Raw genomic sequence first — 24608 nt, 5'->3', positions numbered from 1 at the left:
GCGACATCACTGCGATCCGTCGGCCGAAACATGCCAGATGGAACTCAATTCCCGAATCGCAAGCGAACCAACCTCCGCCGCACCATCGGCCGTAATCTGAAGTCCCGTTTGCCGAGGATCAAGAGGCAGGACGAACGACATGACATACCGGCCGTCCACGGCGAAAACCTCGAGCGAGGTCCGATCGACAAGCAGACGCAGTTGCAGCGGCTTGTCCTTCGGCAAGCCTTCGATCTTGCTCCCGAGACACTCCAACACGCCTTCGCCGGGACGATAGGCAATCTCCACGCCGCGCACATTCACCCGGATGAGCGACGCCCCACGTCCTTCCAAGGAAAGCTCGACGTCGAGCAATTCTCCGCCCGCAAACTCCTGAACCCTGTCCGCCGCCAAGGGAATCTCCCGTCCCTCCGCCACTTTGCGGTACAGCCTTTGAATCTCCTCGATGGGCAAGGCGTGAAGGCGCAAGCCTTCCTCCGTGTCTCGCAGGGTGAACCGACGGGGAAAGGTCATCTGTTGACTGAAGGGCATGTCGCGGTAGGCGGAGCCGTCGGAGTTCATCCAGCCGATGAAAATGCGTCTTCCGTCCGGCACGTCATTCCACGTTTGCCCCGCGTAGCAATTCTTTCCCCACTCGCTCCGCAAGACGGGACTTTCCGGCGTGAAGGCATGTCCGTCGAACCTTCCGATCAGATGGTTCCCCGAGGCGGACCACAGCACCCAACGCGTCTCGGCAGGCCGGTCTTCGATAGGGAGTTCGAACAATTCCGGACATTCAAAGGCGGTGGGGAACTCCACTTCGCCCTCTGCGCGCCACGTCTTTAAATCCTGCGATGAGAAGAGGGAAAAGGCATCTCGCCGCACGTACAGCACCATGATCCAGCGCGAGGTCGGGGCAAACCAAAAGACCTTGGGATCGCGATTGCCTTCTGCGATGGGGCCGACCACCGGATTCCCCGCGAACTTTCTCCAGCTTCGCCCTCCATCCACAGACCAGGCCATGCACTGCGTGAACGGTCGCGGGTCGAAAGATTCGCCGCCCGCCGCCGTGTAAAAAGCGCACATAGGCGGGCGCTCGCTCGACCCCAACCCCGACGTATTGGCGTGATCGATGACCGCCGACCCGGAAAAGATGGTCCCCGATTCGTCGGGCAAAAGGGCATCGCCCAATTCTTCCCAGTGGACCAAATCGCGACTGACGGCGTGCCCCCAAGTCATGTTTCCCCATTGAACGCCGAACGGATTGTGCTGGAAAAAGAGGTGGTATTCGCCCTGATCATAAACCAAACCGTTGGGATCGTTCGTCCATCCCACGCGGGGCGAAAAATGAAACTGCGGGCGCAACGCTTCCCGGTACAAATCCTCGGGGAAGATCGGCATTTCCGCCTGCCGTGCGCGTGCCGCCACAATCTCCGCGGCGGACCGGGGCCGAACATCCCACAGGAGCTTCTGACCGCGAAATTCCGCGACATCCACGGAAGCCCAAAACCGTTCCCGCGTGCCGGGCTCCGCCACGTCCACGGCAAAATAGCGCACCACGCGATCCCCCAACCGCAGCCGGCACCGAATCCGCTCGGTGTCGTCACCGACCGGCAGCAAAAGGAACCTCGCTTCGGGGATGAATGCGTGCGCGGCAGCCTCGGCCTTGTTCACGTTCGATTGAATGATTTCATCCACATTGATATGGCCCCAGCCGCCGGAGCGACGATCCACGATGCGCAGAACGGCCGTCTTGCCGATGAACTCGGAAACATCCCAAGATTCCCAATCCAGCTCCTCGGATCCACCGGGAGCGACGTTCGGCCCATGAGCGGTGCGTACGCTCTTGCCGTCCACGAGCAGCTCCATGAAGGTCTCGTCCGGATAGCCGCCTCCGCCGATCAGAAAGCACAAATACCGTCTTTCGATGCGAAAGGGCGGGCTGACGAGGCTTCCTTGCGGGCCGTCGCCGCCGTGGTAGGAATTGACAAGCCGCTTGCCGCGATAGCCGGTCACCGGCATTTGATTGGGCAACGTACCTTCCGCCGGCCCGGGACCGAAGGCCTCCCCCTCCGTCGTCCACGGGGCGTACTCCGCCCTCTCGAAATCGTCGATCAGGATATCCCTTTCCTCTTGCCCCGCCTCTTGCTCGGCGATCACCGCGGTCTCTCTCCCCAGCGCCGCCAACACCACCACGGCGCCCCAAATCAACGCGTTACTCCAAGAGGTCCGCATGAGCATTTCCCTTTCCAGCGCACCGCCTCGGGGGAGCGACTCCGCCGGTCGCCTTCGAGGCCGCCAATGACGGATAGGTATCGCTATAGTTCGTGCGGCGACGCAGCCTTGGTCAACTCGCGGCCGTATCCCCGCGTCCCGCCAAACGCTTTTCGATTTCCTCCAGCGGAACCCCTTTGGTCTCGGGCATCACGAACAGCACCCACAGCAATTGCAGAACCATCATGACGGCGTAAAAGGCGAAGGCATGACCGCCCGATGCCGCCGCGATCATGGGAAACGTCCACGAAATGGCGGCGCACATGAACCAGTGCGTAAAGCTGCCCAACGCCTGGCCGTAGGCGCGAACCGTATTGGGAAACACCTCGCTGATGAAGACCCAAATCACCGCTCCCTGCCCGAAAGCGTGCGACGCGATGAACACCAAGAGGCTGATCAGAACGACGGCGTTTCCCAGGCCGTCGAAATGCGATCCATACCAGTAGAAGGCTCCGGCCGTTGCAGTGAGGCTGAGGATGTAACCGATGGAACCGACCAGCATCAGGAATCGCCGGCCGAAGCGGTCGATGACGGCCATGGCCAAGAGCGTAAAGATCAAGTTCGTACCGCCCACCGCCACGGCCTGCAAAAAGGCGGTGTCTTTACCGGCTCCCGCCATCTCGAAGATGCGGGGGGCGTAGTACATTAGGGCATTGATGCCCGAAAGCTGATTGAAGGCCGCAATGGCGATCGCCAAGAGCACGGACTTTCGATAGCGGCGAGCTAACAGTGCATCCCAAGCCGCCGCCTCGCGGTTTGCCAAGGACTCCTCGATTTCCCGCACCAGCCGGCCGGCCTGCTCGGCAGCGACGCCCAAGCGAACCAGGACCTCGGTTGCTTCGGGAGATCGACCGCGGGCCACCAGCCAACGCGGGCTGCGCGGCGTGGCATAAAGCAGGAACCAAAAGGCCGCCGCCGGAATCGCCTCGACGCCGAACATCCAACGCCATTCGACCTCGCCCAACTGTAGCAAGGCAATGCCGTAGTTCGAGAGGAAGGCCAGCAGAATCCCCAGCACGATATTGAATTGAACCACCGCCACCAAACGGCCCCGCGCTTGCGGCGGGGTTATCTCCGCGATGTACATCGGGGCCACAACCGAGGCGCCGCCGACCCCCAAGCCGCCCAAGAACCGGAAGAAAACCAGCGAAAACCAATCCCATGCCAATCCGCTGCCGACCGCCGATATGAAATACAGCACCGCGATCAAGATGAGGGTGGGGCGTCGGCCCCAGCGATCCGCGGGATAACCCGCCGTCAGGGAGCCGATGATCGTCCCGATCAGCGCTGAGGCCACGGTAAACCCCAACCAGAAGTCCGACAACTGAAAGACGCTTTGGAGCAATTTCTCCGTGCCGGAAATCACGGCGGTGTCGAAGCCGAACAGCAGTCCGCCCAGCGAGGAAACCAAAACGCACAGCATCAAGTAGCGATTCATCCGCATGTCGGACCGCCTGCCTGCCGAGCAGGTCAACGAGGGAAGGAGACCTTTCGAGAAATCGCGACGGTAAAGATACGGCCCCACCGCCCGATTGGACGCGGAGCGGTGGAACCGTATGCTACGAAGCGTGAACAAGTCGGGCGACGTTCGCCCAAATCACCAAAGCCGCGCCGGGATAGGCCACGTGATGGAAACCTGCCGCCCGGCGTTTCGAAACCGATCGTCCGCCCCGCCTTTACCGGATGCGATTGAGAACCGCTTCGGCTCGGGCCTTAAGCTGGGCATCCTTGGTCCCGGCAATGACCCGCTCCATGGCTTGAGTGACCAGGTTGCGGTTGGCAGTCCATTTTTCACCGATGGCCACCGCCGCCGCATAAGCCGCCTCGGCCGTAGCGGGGCGTCCCATCTCCGCCATCACCATTTGCAGGGAGGCCGGACTCGGATTCCGCCCCAGCACCTCCATCACCAATTCCCGCTCGGCGTCCCGCCGCGCGAGCGCCAGCGCCTTCTCGCACATGGCCAACCGCTCCTGAGGTTCGACGTTCAACTGCCGGGCGATGCGGATGTATGCCCGCAACATGCGAACCTGGAACCGTTCGGCTTTGCCCGACTCGATGAGATCGACCAACGGTTGGGCAGCGTCCGGCGTCATCCAGTTGCCCAAGGCGACCGTCGCCAAGTCCTGCAATTCGGGATCATTCCCTTGAGCCGCTTGCACGACCGTCTCCAGGGCGGTCTTTCCGCCGACGATGGTCAACAGTTCGAAGATGAAAGCCCGGATTTCGCCGCTGGATCCGTTCAGCATCTCCGCCAAGCGTCCCGCGGCAGCGTCGGCGTCGGGTTGCCGGCGTAAGGCCGTCCGCAGGGCTTCGCGAATGACGTTCTTCTCCTCTTCGGTGGACGCTTTGCCCAATCGCGACAACAGGGCGACGACGTCATCCCACTGGGCGATGGCGCCCAAGGCCGTAACCGCAGCCGACCGTCGTGCGGCATCCGGAGAATCGAGCGCCTCGCGGAGCACCGGCGCGGCAGCCGCCAAACGGCGCCGTCCCGCAGTCGCCGCCAGGACCGGCCAATCACCTGCTTCTGCCGACCGCAAGCGTTGGGCCAGGGCCTCACCGATGCCGGGCGCGTCGAGCGAATCCAAGGCCGCTTGTGCAGCCGCACGCACGTCATCGTTTGCGCTACCCACGGCCTGCCCCAGCAGATCGAGATCCTGCGCTCCGCCATGCTTTGCCAAAACGCGCAGGGCGGCTACCTGGAGGCCCGCATCATCCCCCTGCAAAGCCTGCCGGGCCAACTCCGCGGCCGTCCCGCCGTGCAAATCGGAGATGGCCTGCAGGATCACGCCTTTCCGTTCGGCGGGGGCAGCCGCATAAAGCTGCGTCAAGCGCGGAACCACTGCGGCGGGATCGAGATCTCGCGCCGCCCCCATCGCCGCGGAGAACATGGCATCGTCCGCGGACTTCGCCGTTTCATCCCAGAGGGCAAGCCCGGCATCGCCCGCCGTCTCTATCTCACCGCGAACCGCCGCAATCAGGTACCGGACGGGAAGCCGGGCGCCGCGTAACGCTCGGTAAGCGGCCACCGCCTGTTCCTTGTTGCCGTCTCGCCGCAAGACGTCGGCCCCGATCACCAGCGCGTCGGCGATGCTATCGGCTCGATCCCCCTGAGCCGAAGCGAGCGCCTCGATCAAGATTCCCACGGAATCGGGCGTACCGATGCGGGCCAAGGCCGAGGCTGCCGCATCGACCAAGGCGGCATCCTCCGATGCCAGGAGTTCTTTCAGAGTGGGAACGGCATCGGCGTCGCGGCGGGCACCGATGGAATTGATAACGCCCAATTTCAGCGTCCCTTGCACGGTGTTCAAGGCATCCCGCAGTGCCGCGTCCACCGCCTTACCCGGGATAGGCTCCAAGGCGAACCGTGCATAATGGGAAAGGTTTTCGTCTCCCAGCAAGGCAGCCAGGACCGGCACGGCCGATTCGTCGCCCACGACGGCCAACTGTTTGCACGCCAAGGCTTTGTCGTGCAGCGAGGCATCCGCGGATTGCAGGACGGCTATCAGCGAAGCCGGATCGACGGCCCCGGCCTGTTGCGCAGGTGAAGGCCGTGCGGCGACCAAGCATCCGATCGCCGCCGCGCACGCCAAAAACATGCTACCTGTTACCGATTTCATGATCTCGATCCTCTGATTTGTCAAACGGCTTTGGAATCGGTTTGCGAGCCGCGCGGCATGATCTTTCGGATACCTCGCACGCGCTCGCCCATCCGGATCGGCCGGTCGCGTCCGACCCATCCCTACCTAGCTTTCCCCATCAGATATGCCACGGTTGGCGCAAGGCCCTTGACCGCATGCGATTCGCCTCATCGTCGCCGAGGAATTCCTCCTTGACGGGATCGAAGCGGACCTTGCGTCCCAACTGCCAAGCAATGTACGCACAATGGCTGGCGATATGCGATTGGCCGGCGACGTCGGCACCGGCCTTGGGCTTGGCCCGCGTCTTGACGCAATCCAGGAAATCGCGGATGTGCGTGCTCGGATCCGTGCCTGCCATGGTAAATACCGGCATTTCGGCCCGCAGCGACTCCGGCTCGAGAGCGACCAGACCGCGATCCCCGGTCTCGATCCAACCTTCCTCGCACTCGAAGCGAACGCTGCACGTGCCCAGACCCAGCCAACCCGTGTCCCGCATGATGAGCTTTACGCCGTTGGCATACACGGCATGGACCTCGTTGCCGTGCGGCTCGTATTCGATGGGAGCGGTGTCGTCGGCCTTGTTCGCCCATTGGCAAAGGTCCACGGTGTGCGAACCCCATTCCAGGATGCCGCCGCCGTGGAAATCGAAGAAGCCCCGCCATCCCCCGTTGACGTAGCGGCGATTGAACGGCCGCCATGGCGACGGTCCCAGCCACATGTCCCAATCGCACTCGTCCTTGGACGGAAGCGGCTCCTCGGGCAACCAATCGTGCGTGGTGGCGGGGGCCAGCGTGTTGGCGTGAACGGTGTGCAGTTTGCCGAGCCGTCCGGAATAAACCAAGTTCACGGCATAGATGAAGTTGCCGATATTGCGGCGCTGCGTGCCGGCTTGGTACACGCGGCTATAGCGCCGCATCGTGTCGGCCAGGGCACGACTTTCCGCGATCGTCATCGAGCACGGCTTTTCGCAGTAGATGTCCTTGCCGGCCTTGGCGGCGATGATCGACGCCATTGTGTGCCAACGGTCGCCCGTCGCGATCAGCACGGCGTCGATGTCGTCCCGGGCAAGGAATTCGAACATGTTTTGATAAGTGCGGCAATCGGTATTGCCGTAGTGTTCATCGACCATTTGCTTGACCATGTTGCGACGTTCGGCCTGGGCGTCGCAAACGGCGACGAACTGCACGTCCGGATTCTCCAAGAAATGCCGAAGATCTTCTCGGCCGCGGGGACCGATCCCCAATCCGCCCATGACGATCCGGTTGCTGGGCGCAAAGGTGTTGCTCATCCCCAGCGCGGTTCCCGGGACAAAGTACGGCACGGTCGCAATCGCTGCGGCTTTCGTCGCCCGTGACAGCAACGCGCGCCGTGAAAGGGCCTCCTTCATACGCATCATCACATTACCTCCCTATCTTTCAAAAACAGGCCAAAAAAGCGAAAAACAAAGCGTTTCTCTGATCGACCGCCGCCGTGCCGGGTACCCTTATCGCCATCCGCCGTTGCCGCACGCCTTGCATCACGGCAACAACGAAGCCCGGTTCACTCCATCGTGTAATCCTTGGGACGCATCCCCTTGCGGAACGCGCCGAAACCGAAGTAGCTAGGCTCGTACGGCCCGACCGTTTCCACATCGGCTCGCGGCGGAATCTTGTCCTCCATGCCCAGGCACCAATAGGCGGCGTTCACCAACAGCCGTCGTAACCCTTCGCTCTTCAGATCCACGGCGGCCCCCATCGTGGTGGTAAACACGCGACCGATTACGCCATTCTCGCCCCGATAGGTCTTGGTCCAGGCGATAGGCATCATCGGATCGTTTTTGGGACCGTCGAGCGGCGGATCTTGGGGCGACATCCCCGTCAATACTTGCCCCAGCACGAGCGGCTGCGAATCGCCGGGAAGCGGCAACCGGACGGTATAAACGTCGGTCGGCCCCCAGATGTCTTCGCAACCGCGGACGATGGGATGATGCTCCATCCCCGGCGCAATCACGCCGCGCGTACTTTCCTTATTGTGGGCGCCGTGATGGCTGATCCAGGTTTCGCCCAGGATCTGCCGCCCGAACCCGCCGTCCCATTCCTTACTATTGAAGCTGTAGCGGGCGAAAGCACGATCGGCCGGGATGTTGAAGGCGTGCGTCGCCGTCCGCAATCCGATGATCGGCTTGCCCGATTTGACGTAGCGATCGATCGACGCCATTTGCTTGTCCGGCAGATTGCGAAATCGCGTAAAGACGATCATCAGGTCGGCCGTGTCCAACAACTCCAAGCCTGGAATGTTGGTGACATGGACCGGATCGATCTCCCCGGTCTCGGGATTGATCGCGAACAAAACCGTGCAGCGGAACCCGTGACGCTTGGCCAGAATCTTGCCAAGCATGGGCATCGCTTCCTCGGAGCGGTATTCCTCGTCGCCCGAGACCAACACGATGTGCTTACCCTTGCCCGGGCCTTCTCCGCCCTCATAGGTGACCCACGGGTCTTCGGCCCGCAACTGCGGTCCCTGGACGGCAAGCGAAAACACGGCGACCGCCGCGGCCACCCCCAATCGCGTCATTGTTCCTGGCATGGTTCTTCCTCAGCGTTGCACATTCCGAGTTTAAGACGAACCGGCGCCCCGTTTCGACGGTGGGCACACTCATCCCGTATCGTAATCAACGTAACCGCCGGTGGCTTGCAATTCGCCGGCTCATCCCGACGATCCATGCGGCACATGCAAGACTTCGGCGCCGCGTCCCTGTTGGATCAGCGGGACGTATTCTTCCAACCATTGTTGCGTGGACGGATCGGTAAGGTCCACCGCGGCCTTGCGCTCCGCGGAGAGGTAGGCCGCGATCGTCAGCCGAACGATTTCTCGCCCGTATTCCCAATCCATCAGCGGCGGCCGACCCGTATTCAACGCATCGACCAGATCGAGATTTTCATCAACGTAGCCGTACAAGTCCGGCTCGTTGGGCTGAATGGTCAACAGGCCGCGCGTGGCCTGCTGCTTTTCCAAGGCCGTTTCGGCGTCGGCCAGACCTTGCGCGGCGGCGTCGCCGACGAAGACCTCGACCGGCGACCGCAGGCTGTTCAGTTCGAAGGCATAGCCCGGCCCCAAACCGTCCATCATTACCCGCAGCCCCTGCTTGTCGTACATCCACGAGACCGTGAATTGGGCTTTGCTGAGAAAGCCGGTCTCGGGATCTTGAAACGTGACCAAGCCGGTGGCGAAGTCGTCGGCGGGCGTCTTCGCATAATCGACGCCGAATCGCTCGAGCAGTTCCGCCCGCCACTTCGGCCTTCCCCATTTGAGTAACGCCAAGTCGGCTTGTACGGAAACCGGGCGGAGGTATCGCAGCGGCTTGCCGGGCGGCGTCAATAGATACCAGGCCACCGCCAGGCTGTGGCATCCCATATCTTCCATCACGCCGCCGCCCTGTTGCGTGGGATCCCAAAACCACGCGCTATGCGGCCCGGCATGTTCCTCCGAGGCGCGGACCAGCATCAGCGGCCCCATCGCCCCCATCACCGGCTCCAGTTGTGCGCGAACGGCCTTGACGGCCTTCATGTGGAGCTGATTCTCGTAATAGACCAGCGGCACGCCGAAAGGTTGCAGGAGGTCGATCATCCGTCGCGCCTCGATGAGGTTTCGTGCGAGCGGCTTATCGCAGATCACCGCCCGCAGCTTGGCTCCCTCGCTCAAGGCGGCCGCAATCTCCTCGCAGACCGCAACGCGCGTGAAGTTGGGCGAGAAAATTGCCACGACGTCTACGTGATGCGCCATTTCGCGAACGCTCGGGAAAATGCGTCCTTCGCCCAGTCGCACATCGCGCACGTAGCTTGCAGCCGCCTCCGGCGGACGCCGCGATACCAGCCCGGCCACCTCGACGCCGCGGACCTGGGTCAGGGCACGAAGCTGAAACTTCGCGTAGAAACCGCCACCGACGATGCCGTATCGCAGTACCGACATAGCTTGCTCCTCGTCTCTCTGCGCCGAAAGCCGTTCCAACCCCGATGCAACCCCAGTACCGCATCCGGGCGCTCAAGGCGAGAAATCACCAACCCCTTGCATCACGGCCACGGCGAATGTCCCTATTCTAAAGACAATCGCCGCGGCATCCTATCGCATGGGGCGGCGGACCATTACTGCCGCCATATTACCGCGTCCCTATTCCTCCGGCCAGCGGAGTCGCCCCAACAGCACGCTGCCGTCGCCGCCGCGGGGATCGGGTTTGCTGCGGTCGGCGGTTCGGTTCGCGTAGACGTACTCGCCCACGGTGACCCACCATTCGCGTTCGGATATTCGGGCTGCGCCGAAGTTGCCCATCTGAGCGCCTCGCTCCGGCAGCACCGTTTTTTCCGTATTCCGCAAGACGCAAAGCCTATCCGTATCCACCCGGGCGATGAACAGCGGCGCACGATGCCGCGCGATGTGATCGTTCTTCGCCCCTCGCCGGGTATAGACCAGATACAACTCCTCACCGCGGGCCGCCCAGTGCTGCTGCGTGTTGTAACTGCCCAGCTCGCTTCCGTCGTCAAAGGTCCACGGCCGAATCGGTTCCCAGCGGAGGCCGTCTTTGCTGCGGGTGATATAGCCGCGGAGGTCATGCCGAATGGTCAGGTAATAATATTCGCCGCACTTGATGATCGACGGTTCGCACAGGCCGCGTGCCTCGTTGAGTTGCAACTCATCGCCGTGCTCTTGATAGGTCAGCTTCCGGCCGTCGAATCGACAACGGAACACGGTAACCGCATAGGGATCCTCCGGCCGGGCTTGGAAGTAAACGGGGATCAAAAGACTGCCGTCTTCTTCCACCAGCCATTGCGAGCAGGCGTTCCGGACCGCATTGAATCTCTCTTCTTCCGGGGGTTCCAGGATCTGCCAAGAACTCCAGCGATCGGTACCGGGGTCGTAGACTGCGTACGCCGTTCCCGAATAGCGCGGCCGATCCTGAAGTTGGCCGCCTTGCCGGCTGTAGTAGACATAACAACCAATGGCGAGTACTTTGCCGGTCGGCGCATGATAGCCCGGCGTGACATCCGCCACGGCGAAGTTGCTACCATCCGGCTGAGGTCGCCACGCCAACTCCGGAACTTCGATCGGTCCCCTCCAAGTCTTACCCAAGTCATCGGTCCGCATGTAATAAAGGCCCGAATAGTAATCCGAGACGACCAAATGCCGTTGCAGGGTCAAAATGACGGCCGTCGCACCGTTCCAACCGGCACCCGGCACGGCCGCAGCCCGGGGATGGAACCACAAGAATTCCGGGCTAAGCTCCTGGTGAATCTGTTCGACGCGGATTTCCGGGGGCCGGGAGTTCCAGGGGGTCTTCTCGGCCGGCAGCGGCGAGGGCGGAGGCCGGTCGTCATCGGCCGGTACGGCCAAGACTTGGCGGAGCACCTCCAAGATGGGAAGATCGGTCATCGGCGCCACCCAGCAGTAGTCGTCATCGTAACCGTCTTTCCAGCATTGATCGGTGGGAATGTAGCCGGGTGCTCCGTCGCCGAAACCGGCCACCATGACGAAAGAATCGGGCCGCAGCCGCTCGGCGGCCAGTTGATAGCCGACGAAGCTCTCGGCGGGCAAGACTGTGAATAGAGCTAGTGTAGTGTCTTGTAATTGAGGGAACTTATCCATGGCCGCCGGCGTCTCACTCTCAGACCGAGGAGGATGACGCCATGCGAGTTGCGAAAGCCATCGAGTTGAGTGACGCGGAACGAACGACGCTGACGAAATGGTCGCGGGGTCGGAGCACGCCGGCACGCGTGGTGTTGCGTGCCAAGATCGTCCTGGCCGCGGCGGCGGGCAAGCGTAACGACGAGATTGCCGCCGAACTCGGCTGCACGCGTCGCACGGTGGGAACGTGGCGGACCCGCTTCCTGGAGGCGGGTCTGGCGGGCCTCGACAAGGACAAGCCGCGCGGCGGTCGCAGACCGAAGGTCCGCGCCGCCAAGGAGGCGGAGATCCTCCGCAAGACGACGCAGGAGAAGCCCGCCAACGCCACGCACTGGTCGACCCGCTCGATGGCGAAGGCCGTGGGGGTAAGCAAGGCGACTGTGCATCGCATTTGGCGTGACCACGGCTTGAAGCCGCACTTGGTGAAGACCTTCAAGGTCTCCAACGATCCGCGGTTTGTCGAAAAGGTCGTGGACCTCGTAGGCCTGTACCTCAACCCGCCCGAACACGCCTTGGTGCTCTCCTGCGACGAGAAGAGCCAGATTCAGGCGCTCGATCGCACGCAGAAAAGTTTGCCGCTGTATCCCGGCCGGTTGGGTACGCTGACGCACGACTACAAACGCCACGGGACGACGACGCTGTTTGCGGCCATCGAGGTGGCTGAAGGCAAGGTCATCGCCGAGTGCATGCCGCGACATCGCCATCAGGAATGGTTGAAGTTTCTCAAGAAGATCGATGCGGAGACGCCGCCCGAACTCGACTTGCATTTGATCGTGGACAACTACGCCACGCACAAGCATCCGAAGGTGCAGCGGTGGCTGGCACGGCACCAACGCTTTCACATCCACTTCACGCCGACGAGTAGTTCCTGGCTGAATCTGGTCGAACGCTGGTTTCGCGACATCACGGATCGCCGCATTCGCCGCGGCGTCTTCAAGAGCGTTCGGCAGTTGGAACGGGCGATCTATGAATACATTGCCGATCACAATGCCAATCCCAAGGGCTTCACGTGGACGGCCAAGGCCGAGGCGATCCTCGCCAAAGTCCGTCGCGCCCGCGCCGCACTGGATAAGGCCCCATCTGAGTGAGACACTACACTAGGCCGCCGTTGAAGTCCAAACACGGCACGTCGATCGGTTGCCCGGCGGCTACGCGCTCTCGCCAGCTTAGCCCCAAGGCCGCGGAGATCCGCTCCCAACGAGAAGCGTTCTCATCAGCCAGAATCTCCCGCATCCTTGCAACGGTGAACTTGCCGTCATCTCTCGGTGCGAAATAGAGGGGCGAAGAGCGGAACGTGACGGACTCCAGCGGAAACCGCCGAGTATCTCGCCAAGCCGATACCATCGCCTGGTAAAGTCGATCGGCCAGCACAGGCCGATTGGCCGGATCGCCGTTATTGTACTTGCCGGCCGTGGTATCGCCCGCGCAACCCGTAAAATAGATTTGCAGCACGTCGGGGTCATCTCGCTGTCGGCGATCGCGGGCCATGCCGGGAAAATCCGCCGAGACCTGCCCGCGTCCGTAATAGCTCATCGGGTGAACCGCGTAGCAACTCCAGGCTGCCAGCGGTTGATCTCCGTCCCATAGACTCAGGGTTTTCAACCACGGATCGATTTCGCCTTCCGGCGCTTCGCCGTATTGGTCCCCGCTGGCACTGCTTCGCCCCCAATGGACGCGCCCGTCGGGGCCTTGAATGCGGCGGTTGGAGGCGATTCTCTCCACCTTCGCTTGCCCCAGGCCGATGTGCGTCACGCGGCGCGGCTTGCTCAACCCCTCTCGCAGAGCTTTAGCCGCGCGCTGCACCGCCTGCTCGTGAAATTCGGGGTCGCAGTTCCACCCTTTCCGCCCGACTTGGTCCAGCAACTCTTGTGCGCGAAGGTCGCAAATCGGAGCGTCGTGCTGATGAACCGTAGCCAACAACACCCGCTGCCGCGTCGTCCCCGCAGCCTCCGCCAAAACCTCTCGCCAGCGATCGTACGAGTCGTTATTGCACTGACACCAATCCAAGGCGACCACAACCAAGGGGAAGTCCGCGGCCTTCAGGGAAACGGACCGCGGATCCTCGGCATCTTGCTTTCCGGCATTCGTGGGCCGCAGCACGAAGCCCTTGGCCCAGAGGGGATCCAATATCTCCTTCGCGTCGGCTACCCCGCCGCCCATGCAGGCGTGACCGACGGGTATGGTGATATCCGCTTCAAACGTTGCCAGCTCCCAACTCCGTTGAGATGCCTCGGGAGGCTTGTTCGCCGCTTCCGTCTCCCCGGCGCGGGTTGCCCGCGGCAGCAAGCCGGTGGCACTGCCGATCGGCCCCAAAGGCCCCTCGAGCGCGATCATCGGCAGGCAACCCAGCACCGCCGCCATTGTCGGTAGGAGCCATCGCAAAAGAGTTTCCATGAAAGGTTCTACTCGCAGATATTTCTTTTGTGTTGCAAATCACCATGCCCTCTTTAGAGCAATAGGCCTCGCGGTTGCGTGGTCGGCGCAAGCTCGCGACTCCGCAACTTCGCCGGTCGCACGGTATGGCACTACCGGTTATCGGGCACCTCGCGATGCAACGCCGTAACGCAACGCCGTGCCGGCAAGCCGCGGAATCATCTTAGCCCCGGCGATTTACCCAAACAAGCAGCGAAAAGCGCGGCGGACCTCCCCCGGCGATCCGGCCTCCCAGCCGGCCGAGTTCGCCTCGCGGACGGCTATATCAAGACCCGCGGTGCCAATCGTGAAGTCGCCCTTCGCGACCTCCGCAAACGGTGATTGACGCTAAAAGCCCTCCCAGACGCTAAGAGCCTTCCTGGAAGGCGTCCGTCGGAAATCCGAAAGCCTGCCACGAACGGGGCAGCGGCGCCGTGACCGTCATCAGCCGGTTGTCCGTAGGGTGGATGAACGCCAGTCGCCGTGCGTGCAGGGCGATCCCTCCCCCGAAGTCGCGACGGCTGCCGTATTTTCGGTCGCCCACGATGGGCATTCCCTCCGCCGACAACTGGACGCGGATTTGGTGCTTGCGGCCGGTCTCCAGCTCGATCTCCAGCAACACCAAGCCTTGTTGTGCGGCCAGGCGACGGATCAGAAGCGACGCCTCTTGAGCGTCGGGATCGCCGCGGTGGGTGACGTGCACGCGACGGAATCGGGAATCGCCGCGAAGCCAGTGCCGCAATCGCCCTTCGCGAACCTTCGGCCCATCTTCCACGACCGCCCAGTAGGTCTTCTCGACGGAGCGCAGGCGGAATTGCTCGGCCAACCGAGCGGCGGCCTTCGAGGTCTTGGCGACCAGAACCGCCCCGCTGACCGGCACATCCAGGCGGCTGACGATTCCCAGATAGACGTTGCCCGGCTTGCCGTCCCGTCTCTTGATGAAGTCCCTCAATGCCGTCAGGAGCGTGGGCTTACCCGCGGGAAGTCCCATCGTGGCCAGCCCCGCCGGCTTATTGACGACCAGCACTTGTCGATCTTCAAATAGGATTTCCATTGAGGAACCCGGACCGGGTCATCCCTTGGACCCTGTTCGCGCGGAACGTGACACGTCGGAATGCGGAAACGCCCTTAGGGGTTCAGCATACGGGAGACGGCGGCATGCGGCAAAGCCCCGAGAGTGCAGCCGGGCGTGAACTGATTCTCGCGAGCAACTCGCCCCGAAGGCGTGAACTTTTGGCGGCGGCGGGCTACGCCTTTCGCGTCATTCCGCCCGATCCCTCGGCCGAAGAAGGTGTATGCAGCGGCGAACCGCCCATGCGCACGGCTGTGCGGCTTGCGCGGCAGAAGGCCGAAAACGTGGCCCGGAGGGTGGAAAACGGGCTGATACTCGCCTGCGATACCATCGTGGTTTGCCGCGGGCAGTTGCTCGGCAAGCCGCAAGATCGCGATCACGCCCGGCACATCTTGCAACTCCTCCGCGGACAACGGCACGAAGTGATCAGCGGGCTATGCGTTTGGGACTATCCCGGCGGCGAGCTTCGGCTAGGCTCCGCCGTTTCGGTGTTGCAGATGCACCCTATTCCGGACGACGCCGTCGAGGAATACCTGGAAACCGGTCAATGGGAAGGCAAAGCCGGCGCCTTCGGCTATCAAGATCGCTTGGATTGGTTAACGCTGATCGAGGGGAGCGAGTCGAATGTGGTCGGTTTGCCGATGGAATTGCTGGCGGAGATGCTGGGCCGGTACGATGTGACACCGAAGCCCATATCCGAATAGCGGAAACCACCACGCAGGCTCACTTCGGATCCGCCAGGCAAGAACCAACATCCGTGGAAACCCGCCTGAATCGATCTACACGAAAAGAAGTAAATTGCTGCGAGAATGCCCAATTTATGAAATGAAACGACTTGCACAAAAAGCTTGACAGTGTTTTCGATCAACGTTAACATACTGCGCGACGCGGTAAGTGGTTGGCGCGCTCGGCCGTTGCTCGGCGGCTGGAAGAAGTTCGCGATCGGGCGCCCAACCGACCTGCGATACTCATAGAAAGTCGCTTTTCAGATTGCGATGGTTTCGACTTACTACGGCTCCTCCAACTCGCGTGAAAGCGATTCGATTTCACCGGGGCGCTGATACAAGTAACACGGTACAGGGCGGTGTTTCGGCGTTGACCGATCTTTGTCCTTCGTCAGTTGTTACCGGAAGGAGGGTGCCTTATGTTACGTTTTACGGCCCGATGGAAAGGCTTCACTTTGGTGGAGCTGCTGGTGGTGATCGCCATCATCGGCATCTTAATCGCCCTTCTGTTGCCTGCCGTCCAGGCGGCTCGGGAAGCGGCCCGGCGCAGTCAATGCTTGAATAACCTCAAGCAGCTCGGCCTGGGAATGCACAATTATCATGACGTCAATCTCCAGTTCGCGCCCGGCAACCGTAATTGTGATCCGGCCAATCCGGGGACCGGTTCCTGCTCGGGCGGCTACGGCAACATATGGGAGGCCGGTGCTCACCGCAAGGGTAGCCTGTTGGTAAAAATGCTCCCCTACGTGGAACAACGGCCGCTCTACGAGCAGCTCGACTTCCGCGGCGACGTCGTGGCCCGACTAAGTTCGTTGGGCTACGGCACCAGGGAGATTCCCGGATTTCGCTGCCCCAGCGATCCCTGGCGCGATGCGGGCACCACCGGCCAATCGAATTACGCGCCGTCCCTTGGTTTCCAGCCCATGCCCGGCCGGTCTTGCACCGCTTATGAACCCCCTAATGTCCTGAATTATTTCCACAGCGGTCTTACCGGGCATGGAAGCACGGAGAGCGCGAATCAAACGTCGGGTTGTTTTTCCCGTTTCTCCTTTGCCGCCACCATGGCCCAAATCACCGATGGTACGTCGAACACGATTCTGATGGGCGAGATCCGTCCTTGGTGCGGCGATCATCACCGCGGCGGATGGATGAATCCCAACGCCTTGTGGACGGCGACCACGTCGCCCATCAATTATCCCACCTGCCCGGACGAAGCACCGGGCAACGGCGGCACGGACGGTTGCAACGCGTACGGGAACTGGCAAACGTCGCAAGGGTTCAAGTCCAAGCACCCGGGCGGTGCCCAATTCCTGTTCGCCGACGGTTCGGCTCGGTTCCTATCGCAGACCATCGATTACGAAACTTACCAGCGACTGGGCGACCGTTGGGATAACCTGCCCGTCGGGAACTTCTGACGCCCAATAACGAACGTTCGATCCGTGGTGAAATGAGGCGCCGCGGCATGGCCGTTTGTTGCCAGCCGCAGGTAATTTCGGCACAGTGTCTATCCAAGGTACGAGCGGGAGGTCTCTATGCAAATTCGAGTCTCGGCATCGGCCCTGATCAGCGCCGTGGCGGCAGGGGCGATTTTCGTGACCGGTTGCTCGAAGGGTAGCGGCCTGAAGACCGGCAGCGTGAGCGGGACGGTCACCTTTAACGGTCAGCCTGTTGCCAACGCTCAGGTGGTGTTCCAACCCAAGGAGGGAGGGCAAAATGCCATCGGTACCACCGATTCGAACGGCCGGTACACGCTGATGACCGGCGCCGAAAAAGGCGCGATCATCGGTACTCATCGCGTCTCGGTGACCGTGCAGCAAGGCGCCGAGCAATTGTCGAGCATCAACGCGGCGGATCCCTCGGCAGCGTACGGTCAAGCCATGGCGGCGGCCGCTTCAGGTCAGCCGCCGGCCGGCCAGGCTTCGTCCCCCGGCGGCATACCGGCCAAATATGGAAACCCTGCCACCTCCGGATTGGAGTTCACCGTCAAAGCCGGCAGCAACACGATCGACATCGCATTGGGGCCTTAACGCTTTAGCCAAGCCTTGACGCTTCAGCCAAAGGGAAGAGCGACCGTGCCACAATGGCACAGGGGTACGAGCTCGACTCGCGTTCAAGGCAGCGAGCGAGTTCCGTCGCCGTCTTTCGGGGTCTCCACCTTCGAAGACCCCGACGCGGGAGAAACGTCGCCCCGATTGGCCGCGGCCTCCAACCTCAAAATGGATTGATAAGCGGATTCATTGGCCGGATCCAGCCCGAGGGTTGCCCGATACCACGAAAGTGCTAACAACGGACGATCGATTTTCTCCGCGATCTGCGCCAGTTCGAGGCGCACGGCCGCATCGAACGGCTTTTTGATGGCCTCCATGTGCAGTTCGGCGAAGCGGTCGTGCAGCTTGCGCCACGCCTGCATCTGCTGCAATTCTCGTTGAGCGGACTCGCGATCACCCAGGCGTTCGTATGCCTGCACCAAAAAGAAGCGGAACCGCCAATGGGCCGGATGTTTTTGTACGGCTGATTCCAGGACCTCCACAGCTTCGGCATAACGGGCCTCGTTCAATCGGCGTTGGGCCTTGAGCTGCAAGGCACGGATATTGCCCGAATCCATTTGCAGGGCCGCGGTGATCTGCTCCTCCGCGGCGGCGGAATTCCGCAAGCCGTCGTAGCATTCCGCCTTGAGTGCGCAGATTTCCGCGGACGGCGACAGGGGCTCCAATATTTTCAACGCCTCTTCGAATTCGCGCTGCCGCACCAGGCATTCCGCTAATTCGAATTGAATCTCCGGAGCTGCCGCCTGCCGCGGGTCTCGGAGCAACGACTCGCGATAGGCCGCCACCGCGCGCGGCCACTCTTCGAAATCGTGAAACATCAGCCCCAACAAACGTAGCGATCGGGCATCGGTAGGATCTTGTTCAGCGACGATTTGCAGATGATGCGTGGCCTGGTTCATGGCCCCCAAATCGTAGTAACAGGCGGCGATCCAGCGGTGCGCCTCCGTCAGATCGGGCTTCATGTCCAGGGCCTGCCGCAACACCTGCACGGCCTCGCCCAATCGATCCAATTGATAAAGGGCCTCGCCCGCCGCGCACAGCGCCCAAGCCCTCGTGTCCGGATGATCTCGCGCCGCGGTCAGGACGTCCAGCGCCGGGCCGGGTCTTCCGCGACGGAGCAGGAGATAGCCGTTCAACAACGCTCGATGCGGTTCCCAGTCCGGATGTTGCGGAAGGATCTCGGCCGCCGCGAGGACGGCCGCCGCATCGCCGTCGCGCATCGCCGTCTGGGCCTCGCGAAAAGCCCGCTCCGGAGCCGTCCGGTACCGCAGCGAAGTTCGCCACACCCCGAGCCCCGGTCCCGCCAAGAAAGCGAGACAAAGTATCGCCGCTCCCAGACGCCGCAACCCCATGGATGAAGGTCCGACCTTGGCGAACGTATCCCCTATGGGGGCTTCGGATTGAATAGAGTCGAGAGATTCGCTCATCTTCGCCAGTACGTATTCAAGTTCGATACCCGACCGACAGACGAGCATTCACCGCCGCGATCACCCCGCACCCGCGCGAACAACGGCCATAGAACCGGCATAGACAAAGACGCGACCTATCGCGATTCATTATACCGCAGGCAACCGGCAACCACGCTCGCCGCACGGCGGCTTCGACCATGCAGCTTGACCGGCCCCTTGAGTGCTTCCACAATGGAAAGACCCGCGGGCATGCGGCCCGTCCTAGGGGAGCCATTCCGAACGGTCGGCCTCGTCCTTCGCGTATGAATCCATCCGCCCCCCTTCGTTTCGCGCCGCCAGCATTGCTGATCGCGATCTTGCTCGTCGCCGGCTGTCCGGTCCAACGCTCGGAGGATGACAAGACCTCGCCGCGTCGTGATGTGCGGTCGGGCGACGCTTCCCCCCTCGATGCGGGCCTGCGCTGCCCCGTGGTATTCACGGATGCGAGCGCATCCAGCGGTATCACTTTCGTTCACACGGACGGATCGAGCGGCCGACACTACATCATGGAGGCGATGAGCGCCGGACTGGCGATCTTCGATTACGACAACGACGGCGACGAGGATGTTTACCTGCTCAACGGTGCCCCCCTGCCCGGCACGGTCGTCGAGCAGCCCCCGCGCAACGCCCTTTACCGCAACAACGGCGACGGCACCTTTACCGACGTCACCGACCAGGCCGGCGTGGGCGATACCGGTTTCGGTCTGGGCGTGACCGCGGGAGACTACGACGGGGACGGCTTCCTCGATCTGTACCTCAACAACTTCGGTCCCAACGTGCTCTATCGCAACAACGGCGACGGCACCTTCACCGACGTCACCGAAATTGCCGGCACGGCCGGCGGCAACAAGGTCGGCGCCGGCTGCGCCTTCTTCGACATGGACGGCGACGGCGATCTCGACCTGTATGTGGCCAACTATCTCGTGTTCGAGTACGACATGCACGTCATGCGGACGAAAAACGGCTATCCCGCCTATCCCTCTCCGCGCGATTACGACCCCGTGCCGGATACGCTCTATCGCAACAACGGCGACGGCACTTTTACGGATGTGAGCGAGGAGGCGGGCATCGCCGCGCACGCGGGCAGCGGCATGGGCATCGTCTGCGCCGATTTCGACGACGACGGCGACCCTGATGTCTTCGTCTGCAATGACGTCGGCGCGAATTTCTTTTTCGTCAACCAAGGCGACGGCACCTTCCGAGAAGAGGCCGTCTTTCTCGGTACGGCGTACAACGGCAACGGCGAGGAAAACGCCAGCATGGGCGTGGATTGCGGCGACTACGACAACGACGGCCTGTTGGACTTCTTCATGACCTCCTACCAGAATGAACTGCCCGTCCTTTATCGCAACACCGGCAAGGGATACTTCGAGGACGTCACCGCCCAAACCAATGCGGGAGCGGCGGTTTTTCGCCACGTCAATTGGGGAACCGCCCTCGCCGACTTCAACAATGACGGCTTCCGAGACATTTTCATTTCCAACGGCCACACGGAGGACTACGTGGATATGTACGACGACACGACGTCGTACAAAGCGGCCAACACGGTTCTTGTGAATACGGGACACGGCGGCTTCATGCCTCTGCCGCCCGACTGTGGAAGCGGTCTGAAGCCCGTCCTCGCCAGTCGCGGCGCCGGCGTCGCCGATCTGGACAACGACGGCGACCTCGACGTGGTCGTCCTTAATATCCGCGACAAAGTTACCGTGTTGCGCAACGATAGCCCGGCGGCCGGACATTGGTTGCAACTCGAACTTCGGGCGCCCGGCGGCAATCGTTTCGGGGTGGGCGCCAAGGTGACGGTCCTGGCGGGAAGCTCGCGGTGGGTCGATGAGGTCCACAGCGGGCGCGGCTATCAAAGCCACTGGGGACTGCGGCTGCACTTCGGATTAGGGAGGTATGATCGCGTGGACCGGGTGGAAGTCCGTTGGCCCGGCGGACCCGTCGAGACGTTCCAAGTACCGGCCGTCGATCGGCGCTACGTCCTTCGCAAAGGCGGCGAGGTCGTGCCGGTGCCATAACCGAAAACGGCAACGGGGGACCGTTCACGCCGCACAGTCGGTCCCGCATCAAGGCGGAATGGCCCGGCCGGTTCCCGCGGTCAGCGTCGCATGATGATCGGCGGGCACGTTCTCGAAAACCTCCTTCTTCCCGGAAGGCCAAGTCACCTCAATGCGGTCGGCGACGGTACTTTTTCCTAGGCCGAAATGCAGCCGCAATCCCCAATGGCTTTGATAGCCGCGGCCGGCGTGTACCACTTGGACTTGCCTGCGACCGCCGGCCGTCACGGCGACTTTGGCACCCACGGCGAAGCGGTTGGGCGGTTCGCCGCGGAGGCTGATTTGGAGCCAGTGATGATCCCGCGGCGTGTCGTTGCGAAGGATGGTGGGAGGACGTCGCGAATTGAGTATGACCACATCCAGGTCGCCGTCGTTGTCCAGATCGGCGACGCCGGCCCCGCGAGAGGCTTCCACGATTTCCGCCACCGACCCGCATTGCGAGGTGACGTTTGCCAACCTGCCGTCGCCGGTATTCATCAGGACCAAGTTTGGCACACGGTATCGGCGTTCGGGATAGCGTTGTTGGATGTTGTCCTCCGTGTGCCCGCAAGCAATAAACACGTCCTGATCTCCGTCATTGTCGAAGTCCGCCCAAGGCGATCCCCACGTCACATACGGCAACGTGGCGCGATCCAATCCGGCTTTTCGACTTACATCGAGGAAATACTCCCCTCCGAAGTTCCGATACAGCATGGCGGACTCGTTCTCGTACGACGTCACGATCACATCCGGCCAACCGTCGTTATCATAATCCGCTGCATCGGGGGCCATGCTGCCTTGGGGTAACCCGGCCAAATCATAAGCCACCCCGTAGATGACGCCGACCTCCTCGAAACGGCCGTCACCGCGATTGAGAAACAAGAAATTCGCCATTTCGTCGTTGGCTACAAAGACATCCGTTCGTTCATCGCCATTGACATCGAAACAGACGATTCCCATACCCGTGCCCGCATGTTGAGCGATCCCTGCCTCCGCGCTTACGTCCGTGAAGGTACCATCGCCGTTATTGCGGTAGAGCGTATCCGGTTCCGGTTCATGCTCCAACGGGCCGGGATAGAACACCACGCCTTGTACCATGCGCGGCCGATGCGTTGCCGGATCGAATTTCACGTAGTTGGCCACGTAGAGGTCGAGATCGCCGTCGCCGTCCATGTCGAAGAAGGCGCAGCCGGCGCCGACCTTGTTGCCGCCGGCCGTGCCGGCAATTTCGGTGACGTCGGTGAAGGTGCCGTCGCCGTTGTTGCGATAGAGCACGTTGGGACCGAAGTTGTTGAGGTACAGATCGAGGAAGCCGTCCCCGTCGTAGTCTCCCGCGGTCACGCCCAGACCGAAACCGGTATCGCCCACGCCGGCCTGGTCGGTGACGTCGGTAAAGGTGCCGTCGCCGTTGTTGCGGTAAAGGGCGTTGCGCGGGGGCTGCTCGACGACCGTGCCGGGCAGGGGGGCACCGTTGAGCAGGTAAACATCCTCGTCGCCGTCGTTGTCGTAATCGAAGATCGCCAGTCCGGCGCTCATCGCCTCCATGATGTAGTGTCGGCCGCTCGATCCATCCGTGTGAACGAATCTGATGCCGCTCGACGTCGTTATGTCGGTGAATCGTACCGCGGTGGAGACCTTCCGGTCGTCCGGCGCCGCGATCGGCGGCCGATATTCGCGAAAACGCCTGCCGGGCGTTTCGGCTTCGCCCGTGAGCTCCGCACGCTTCGTGCCGGGTAAGGCCGTGGCGTTCGGCACATCAACGTGAGGCGGCCGATTCCGAGAGCGTTGAAGCACCACGAAGGCGACGCTGCCCAATATGACGATGACTGCCGCCCACGCCAAGTGCGGACCGGTGCGCCACCTGCTCATTGCTTGCCGGCCTCCTCCCGCAGGTCGTGGTCCGGCATTTCCGACGTTACGTCGGAAATCGTGGAACGCGCAGAGTCGGCCGACGCCGAGGCCGCCGCCTCGCGCTCGTGCCGTCGGGACTGGAGCAGGTCGCCCGTGACGCGATAATACGCCGCCAAGAGGGCATGCGCGGTCGCCTCTCGGGGGTTTAGCTGCAAGGCCGACCGCAGCCAGCGAGCGGCATCGTTCGGATTCCCGTACCGCAGCAGAATCGCACCGATTTCGCAGCGGATTCCCGGATCACCGGGCTTTTCCACCGCCGTCCGGATCAACTGATCGAGCCGCCGCAAAGCCGGCTCTGCCTGCGCCACGTATTCGGCGTGCGGGCGGGCCGCGTCATCGCGACCCAGACCTCGCAAGGTTTGAACCAAAGCGTTGCGGACCGTGACATCGAACGGTCGTTCCGCCGCCGCCAACTCCAGATGCGGGAGGGCCGACGCAAAATCCCCTTCCGCCAGGCAGATTTCCCCCAACAAGGATCGCGCAGCAAATCCGTCCGCTCCTTGCGACACGAGTGATTCCAACTCTTCACGTGCCTCGGCGACGCGGCCCGCACGATAGGAACTTTCCGCCCAAAGCAGGGCCGCTTCGGGCACGGCCGTCCTCGATCGCCGCGCGTACTCCAACAGCTCCGCGGCCTCGTCGTACCTCCGCATTTCCATGAGCACTTCGGCCAATCGGCATCGAAGCTCATCGCGGTCCGGCTGGAGCGTCAGGGCTTTTCGATACGCTTCGGCCGCCTCGGGAAAATGCGCCATCGCCTGGTTCAAGTAACCGCGCAAGTAATGAACTTGCGGGTCTTGGGGATGGTCCTTTTGCCAAGTATCGAGCAGTAGCCTTGCATCATCGAATCTCAAATTGGCGAAGTAGCCGAGCACGTAGGCCTGGCAGGTTTCCAGGACCTCGCCCTCTTGATCGACCAGCAACTCGCGCAAATGAGGCTCGGCGGCTTGCAGGTCTCCCGACTGAGCTTGAAGGAGCCACCGTTCTCGCCGCCCTCGGCGCGGATCAAGCCCCATCGCCTCCGCGCGCTGCAACAACCAATCCGCTCGCTCCAAGTCGCCCTGATGGCGGTGAGCGCGGGATAACAGGAATACCGCCTCGGCATCGTGGGGGTTGTAACGCAGGGCCTTCCGCAATTCCGACAGGGCATCGGCGGATTGATGCCGCAAGAGCAGTTCTCGGCCGCGCTCCCGGTAGTACTGATCCTGCCACCAAGGCCCGATCCACCACCAAAAGGCAAACCAGCAGACCATCGCCCCGGCGGCAAGGGCTGCACGAGCTACGCTCCGGCGACTCATCACCATGCGAATCATAACGACCCGTTTGCCGGCAACCCGCTATTCGCAATCGCTTCCCGCCCAAAACGTGTTTCCGAATGGGCATCCCCGATGAGAGAAAACATCG

General features: G+C 62.2%; 17 protein-coding genes. 5 read left to right on the top strand and 12 right to left on the bottom strand.

Annotated features, from left to right (window positions below; translation table 11 throughout):
* Positions 1 to 6: 6 nt before the first annotated feature.
* The 7 genes from ACZ5B4_RS00665 to ACZ5B4_RS00635 form a co-directional block, all read right to left on the bottom strand.
* Positions 7 to 2214, bottom strand: a complete 2208-nt coding sequence (locus ACZ5B4_RS00665) for a glycoside hydrolase family 32 protein (RefSeq protein WP_464912510.1) — start codon at positions 2212 to 2214, stop codon at positions 7 to 9.
* A gap of 112 nt (positions 2215 to 2326) precedes the next feature.
* Complete coding sequence (locus ACZ5B4_RS00660; RefSeq protein WP_464912509.1) at positions 2327 to 3697, bottom strand: sugar porter family MFS transporter; 1371 nt, start codon at positions 3695 to 3697, stop codon at positions 2327 to 2329.
* Between the two features lie 232 nt (positions 3698 to 3929).
* Positions 3930 to 5873, bottom strand: coding sequence for a HEAT repeat domain-containing protein (locus ACZ5B4_RS00655; protein ID WP_464912508.1), 1944 nt, complete (start codon positions 5871 to 5873; stop codon positions 3930 to 3932).
* Positions 5874 to 6012: 139 nt separating this feature from the next.
* Positions 6013 to 7290 carry a Gfo/Idh/MocA family protein gene (locus ACZ5B4_RS00650; protein ID WP_464912507.1) on the bottom strand — a complete coding sequence of 426 codons (1278 nt, stop codon included), beginning with the start codon at positions 7288 to 7290 and terminating at the stop codon, positions 6013 to 6015.
* Between the two features lie 143 nt (positions 7291 to 7433).
* A complete protein-coding gene (locus ACZ5B4_RS00645; RefSeq protein WP_464912506.1) occupies positions 7434 to 8459 on the bottom strand; it encodes a ThuA domain-containing protein in 1026 nt (341 codons plus the stop codon).
* A gap of 120 nt (positions 8460 to 8579) precedes the next feature.
* Complete coding sequence (locus ACZ5B4_RS00640) at positions 8580 to 9842, bottom strand: Gfo/Idh/MocA family protein (protein WP_464912505.1); 1263 nt, start codon at positions 9840 to 9842, stop codon at positions 8580 to 8582.
* 198 nt (positions 9843 to 10040) lie between these two features.
* On the bottom strand, positions 10041 to 11510 hold the full coding sequence (locus tag ACZ5B4_RS00635; protein ID WP_464912504.1) for a sialidase family protein: 1470 nt from the start codon (positions 11508 to 11510) through the stop codon (positions 10041 to 10043).
* A 41-nt stretch (positions 11511 to 11551) separates the two neighbouring features.
* Between ACZ5B4_RS00635 and ACZ5B4_RS00630 the strand changes: the two genes are divergently transcribed.
* A complete protein-coding gene (locus ACZ5B4_RS00630; protein WP_464911496.1) occupies positions 11552 to 12637 on the top strand; it encodes an IS630 family transposase in 1086 nt (361 codons plus the stop codon).
* Positions 12638 to 12641: 4 nt separating this feature from the next.
* Here ACZ5B4_RS00630 and ACZ5B4_RS00625 read toward each other — a convergent pair whose 3' ends face one another.
* Together ACZ5B4_RS00625 and ACZ5B4_RS00620 are read right to left on the bottom strand one after the other, a co-directional pair.
* Positions 12642 to 13943 carry a hypothetical protein gene (locus ACZ5B4_RS00625; protein ID WP_464912503.1) on the bottom strand — a complete coding sequence of 434 codons (1302 nt, stop codon included), beginning with the start codon at positions 13941 to 13943 and terminating at the stop codon, positions 12642 to 12644.
* A 385-nt stretch (positions 13944 to 14328) separates the two neighbouring features.
* Complete coding sequence (locus ACZ5B4_RS00620; RefSeq protein WP_464912502.1) at positions 14329 to 15015, bottom strand: RluA family pseudouridine synthase; 687 nt, start codon at positions 15013 to 15015, stop codon at positions 14329 to 14331.
* Positions 15016 to 15119: 104 nt separating this feature from the next.
* On the opposite strand from ACZ5B4_RS00620, the gene ACZ5B4_RS00615 reads away from it, so the two are divergent.
* The 3 genes from ACZ5B4_RS00615 to ACZ5B4_RS00605 all read left to right on the top strand — a co-directional run bounded on the left by ACZ5B4_RS00615 (position 15120) and on the right by ACZ5B4_RS00605 (position 17785).
* Entirely contained in the window at positions 15120 to 15737 is a 618-nt protein-coding gene (locus ACZ5B4_RS00615) for a Maf family protein (RefSeq protein WP_464912501.1), read from the top strand.
* A gap of 440 nt (positions 15738 to 16177) precedes the next feature.
* Positions 16178 to 17173 carry a DUF1559 domain-containing protein gene (locus ACZ5B4_RS00610; RefSeq protein ID WP_464912500.1) on the top strand — a complete coding sequence of 332 codons (996 nt, stop codon included), beginning with the start codon at positions 16178 to 16180 and terminating at the stop codon, positions 17171 to 17173.
* A 117-nt stretch (positions 17174 to 17290) separates the two neighbouring features.
* Positions 17291 to 17785, top strand: coding sequence for a transthyretin-like family protein (locus ACZ5B4_RS00605; RefSeq protein ID WP_464912499.1), 495 nt, complete (start codon positions 17291 to 17293; stop codon positions 17783 to 17785).
* 83 nt (positions 17786 to 17868) lie between these two features.
* On the opposite strand, the gene ACZ5B4_RS00600 is transcribed toward ACZ5B4_RS00605, so the two are convergent.
* Entirely contained in the window at positions 17869 to 19233 is a 1365-nt protein-coding gene (locus ACZ5B4_RS00600; protein ID WP_464912498.1) for a tetratricopeptide repeat protein, read from the bottom strand.
* A 284-nt stretch (positions 19234 to 19517) separates the two neighbouring features.
* Between ACZ5B4_RS00600 and ACZ5B4_RS00595 the strand changes: the two genes are divergently transcribed.
* Positions 19518 to 21275, top strand: coding sequence for a CRTAC1 family protein (locus tag ACZ5B4_RS00595; RefSeq protein WP_464912497.1), 1758 nt, complete (start codon positions 19518 to 19520; stop codon positions 21273 to 21275).
* A 48-nt stretch (positions 21276 to 21323) separates the two neighbouring features.
* On the opposite strand, the gene ACZ5B4_RS00590 is transcribed toward ACZ5B4_RS00595, so the two are convergent.
* Positions 21324 to 23162, bottom strand: a complete 1839-nt coding sequence (locus tag ACZ5B4_RS00590; RefSeq protein WP_464912496.1) for a CRTAC1 family protein — start codon at positions 23160 to 23162, stop codon at positions 21324 to 21326.
* Positions 23159 to 24517 (bottom strand): tetratricopeptide repeat protein, encoded by a 1359-nt coding sequence (locus ACZ5B4_RS00585; protein ID WP_464912495.1) that lies wholly within the window; start codon positions 24515 to 24517, stop codon positions 23159 to 23161. The genes ACZ5B4_RS00590 and ACZ5B4_RS00585 overlap by 4 nt, the downstream gene beginning before the upstream one ends.
* Between the last annotated feature and the right edge of the window lie 91 nt (positions 24518 to 24608).

The organism is Thermogutta hypogea, from assembly GCF_055386265.1.
The sequence above is the reverse complement of the archived record's forward strand: the minus strand, read 5'-3'. Positions and strand labels throughout refer to the sequence as shown.

What these genes read in the sequence shown, in the direction of transcription:
- ACZ5B4_RS00665 (WP_464912510.1), bottom strand. Translation starts at nt 2,214, where the DNA reads ATGCGGACCTCTTGGAGTAACGCGTTGATTTGGGGCGCCGTGGTGGTG.
- ACZ5B4_RS00660 (WP_464912509.1), bottom strand. Translation starts at nt 3,697, where the DNA reads ATGCGGATGAATCGCTACTTGATGCTGTGCGTTTTGGTTTCCTCGCTG.
- ACZ5B4_RS00655 (WP_464912508.1), bottom strand. Translation starts at nt 5,873, where the DNA reads ATGAAATCGGTAACAGGTAGCATGTTTTTGGCGTGCGCGGCGGCGATC.
- ACZ5B4_RS00650 (WP_464912507.1), bottom strand. Translation starts at nt 7,290, where the DNA reads ATGATGCGTATGAAGGAGGCCCTTTCACGGCGCGCGTTGCTGTCACGG.
- ACZ5B4_RS00645 (WP_464912506.1), bottom strand. Translation starts at nt 8,459, where the DNA reads ATGCCAGGAACAATGACGCGATTGGGGGTGGCCGCGGCGGTCGCCGTG.
- ACZ5B4_RS00640 (WP_464912505.1), bottom strand. Translation starts at nt 9,842, where the DNA reads ATGTCGGTACTGCGATACGGCATCGTCGGTGGCGGTTTCTACGCGAAG.
- ACZ5B4_RS00635 (WP_464912504.1), bottom strand. Translation starts at nt 11,510, where the DNA reads ATGGATAAGTTCCCTCAATTACAAGACACTACACTAGCTCTATTCACA.
- ACZ5B4_RS00630 (WP_464911496.1), top strand. Translation starts at nt 11,552, where the DNA reads ATGCGAGTTGCGAAAGCCATCGAGTTGAGTGACGCGGAACGAACGACG.
- ACZ5B4_RS00625 (WP_464912503.1), bottom strand. Translation starts at nt 13,943, where the DNA reads ATGGAAACTCTTTTGCGATGGCTCCTACCGACAATGGCGGCGGTGCTG.
- ACZ5B4_RS00620 (WP_464912502.1), bottom strand. Translation starts at nt 15,015, where the DNA reads ATGGAAATCCTATTTGAAGATCGACAAGTGCTGGTCGTCAATAAGCCG.
- ACZ5B4_RS00615 (WP_464912501.1), top strand. Translation starts at nt 15,120, where the DNA reads ATGCGGCAAAGCCCCGAGAGTGCAGCCGGGCGTGAACTGATTCTCGCG.
- ACZ5B4_RS00610 (WP_464912500.1), top strand. Translation starts at nt 16,178, where the DNA reads ATGTTACGTTTTACGGCCCGATGGAAAGGCTTCACTTTGGTGGAGCTG.
- ACZ5B4_RS00605 (WP_464912499.1), top strand. Translation starts at nt 17,291, where the DNA reads ATGCAAATTCGAGTCTCGGCATCGGCCCTGATCAGCGCCGTGGCGGCA.
- ACZ5B4_RS00600 (WP_464912498.1), bottom strand. Translation starts at nt 19,233, where the DNA reads ATGAGCGAATCTCTCGACTCTATTCAATCCGAAGCCCCCATAGGGGAT.
- ACZ5B4_RS00595 (WP_464912497.1), top strand. Translation starts at nt 19,518, where the DNA reads ATGAATCCATCCGCCCCCCTTCGTTTCGCGCCGCCAGCATTGCTGATC.
- ACZ5B4_RS00590 (WP_464912496.1), bottom strand. Translation starts at nt 23,162, where the DNA reads ATGAGCAGGTGGCGCACCGGTCCGCACTTGGCGTGGGCGGCAGTCATC.
- ACZ5B4_RS00585 (WP_464912495.1), bottom strand. Translation starts at nt 24,517, where the DNA reads ATGATTCGCATGGTGATGAGTCGCCGGAGCGTAGCTCGTGCAGCCCTT.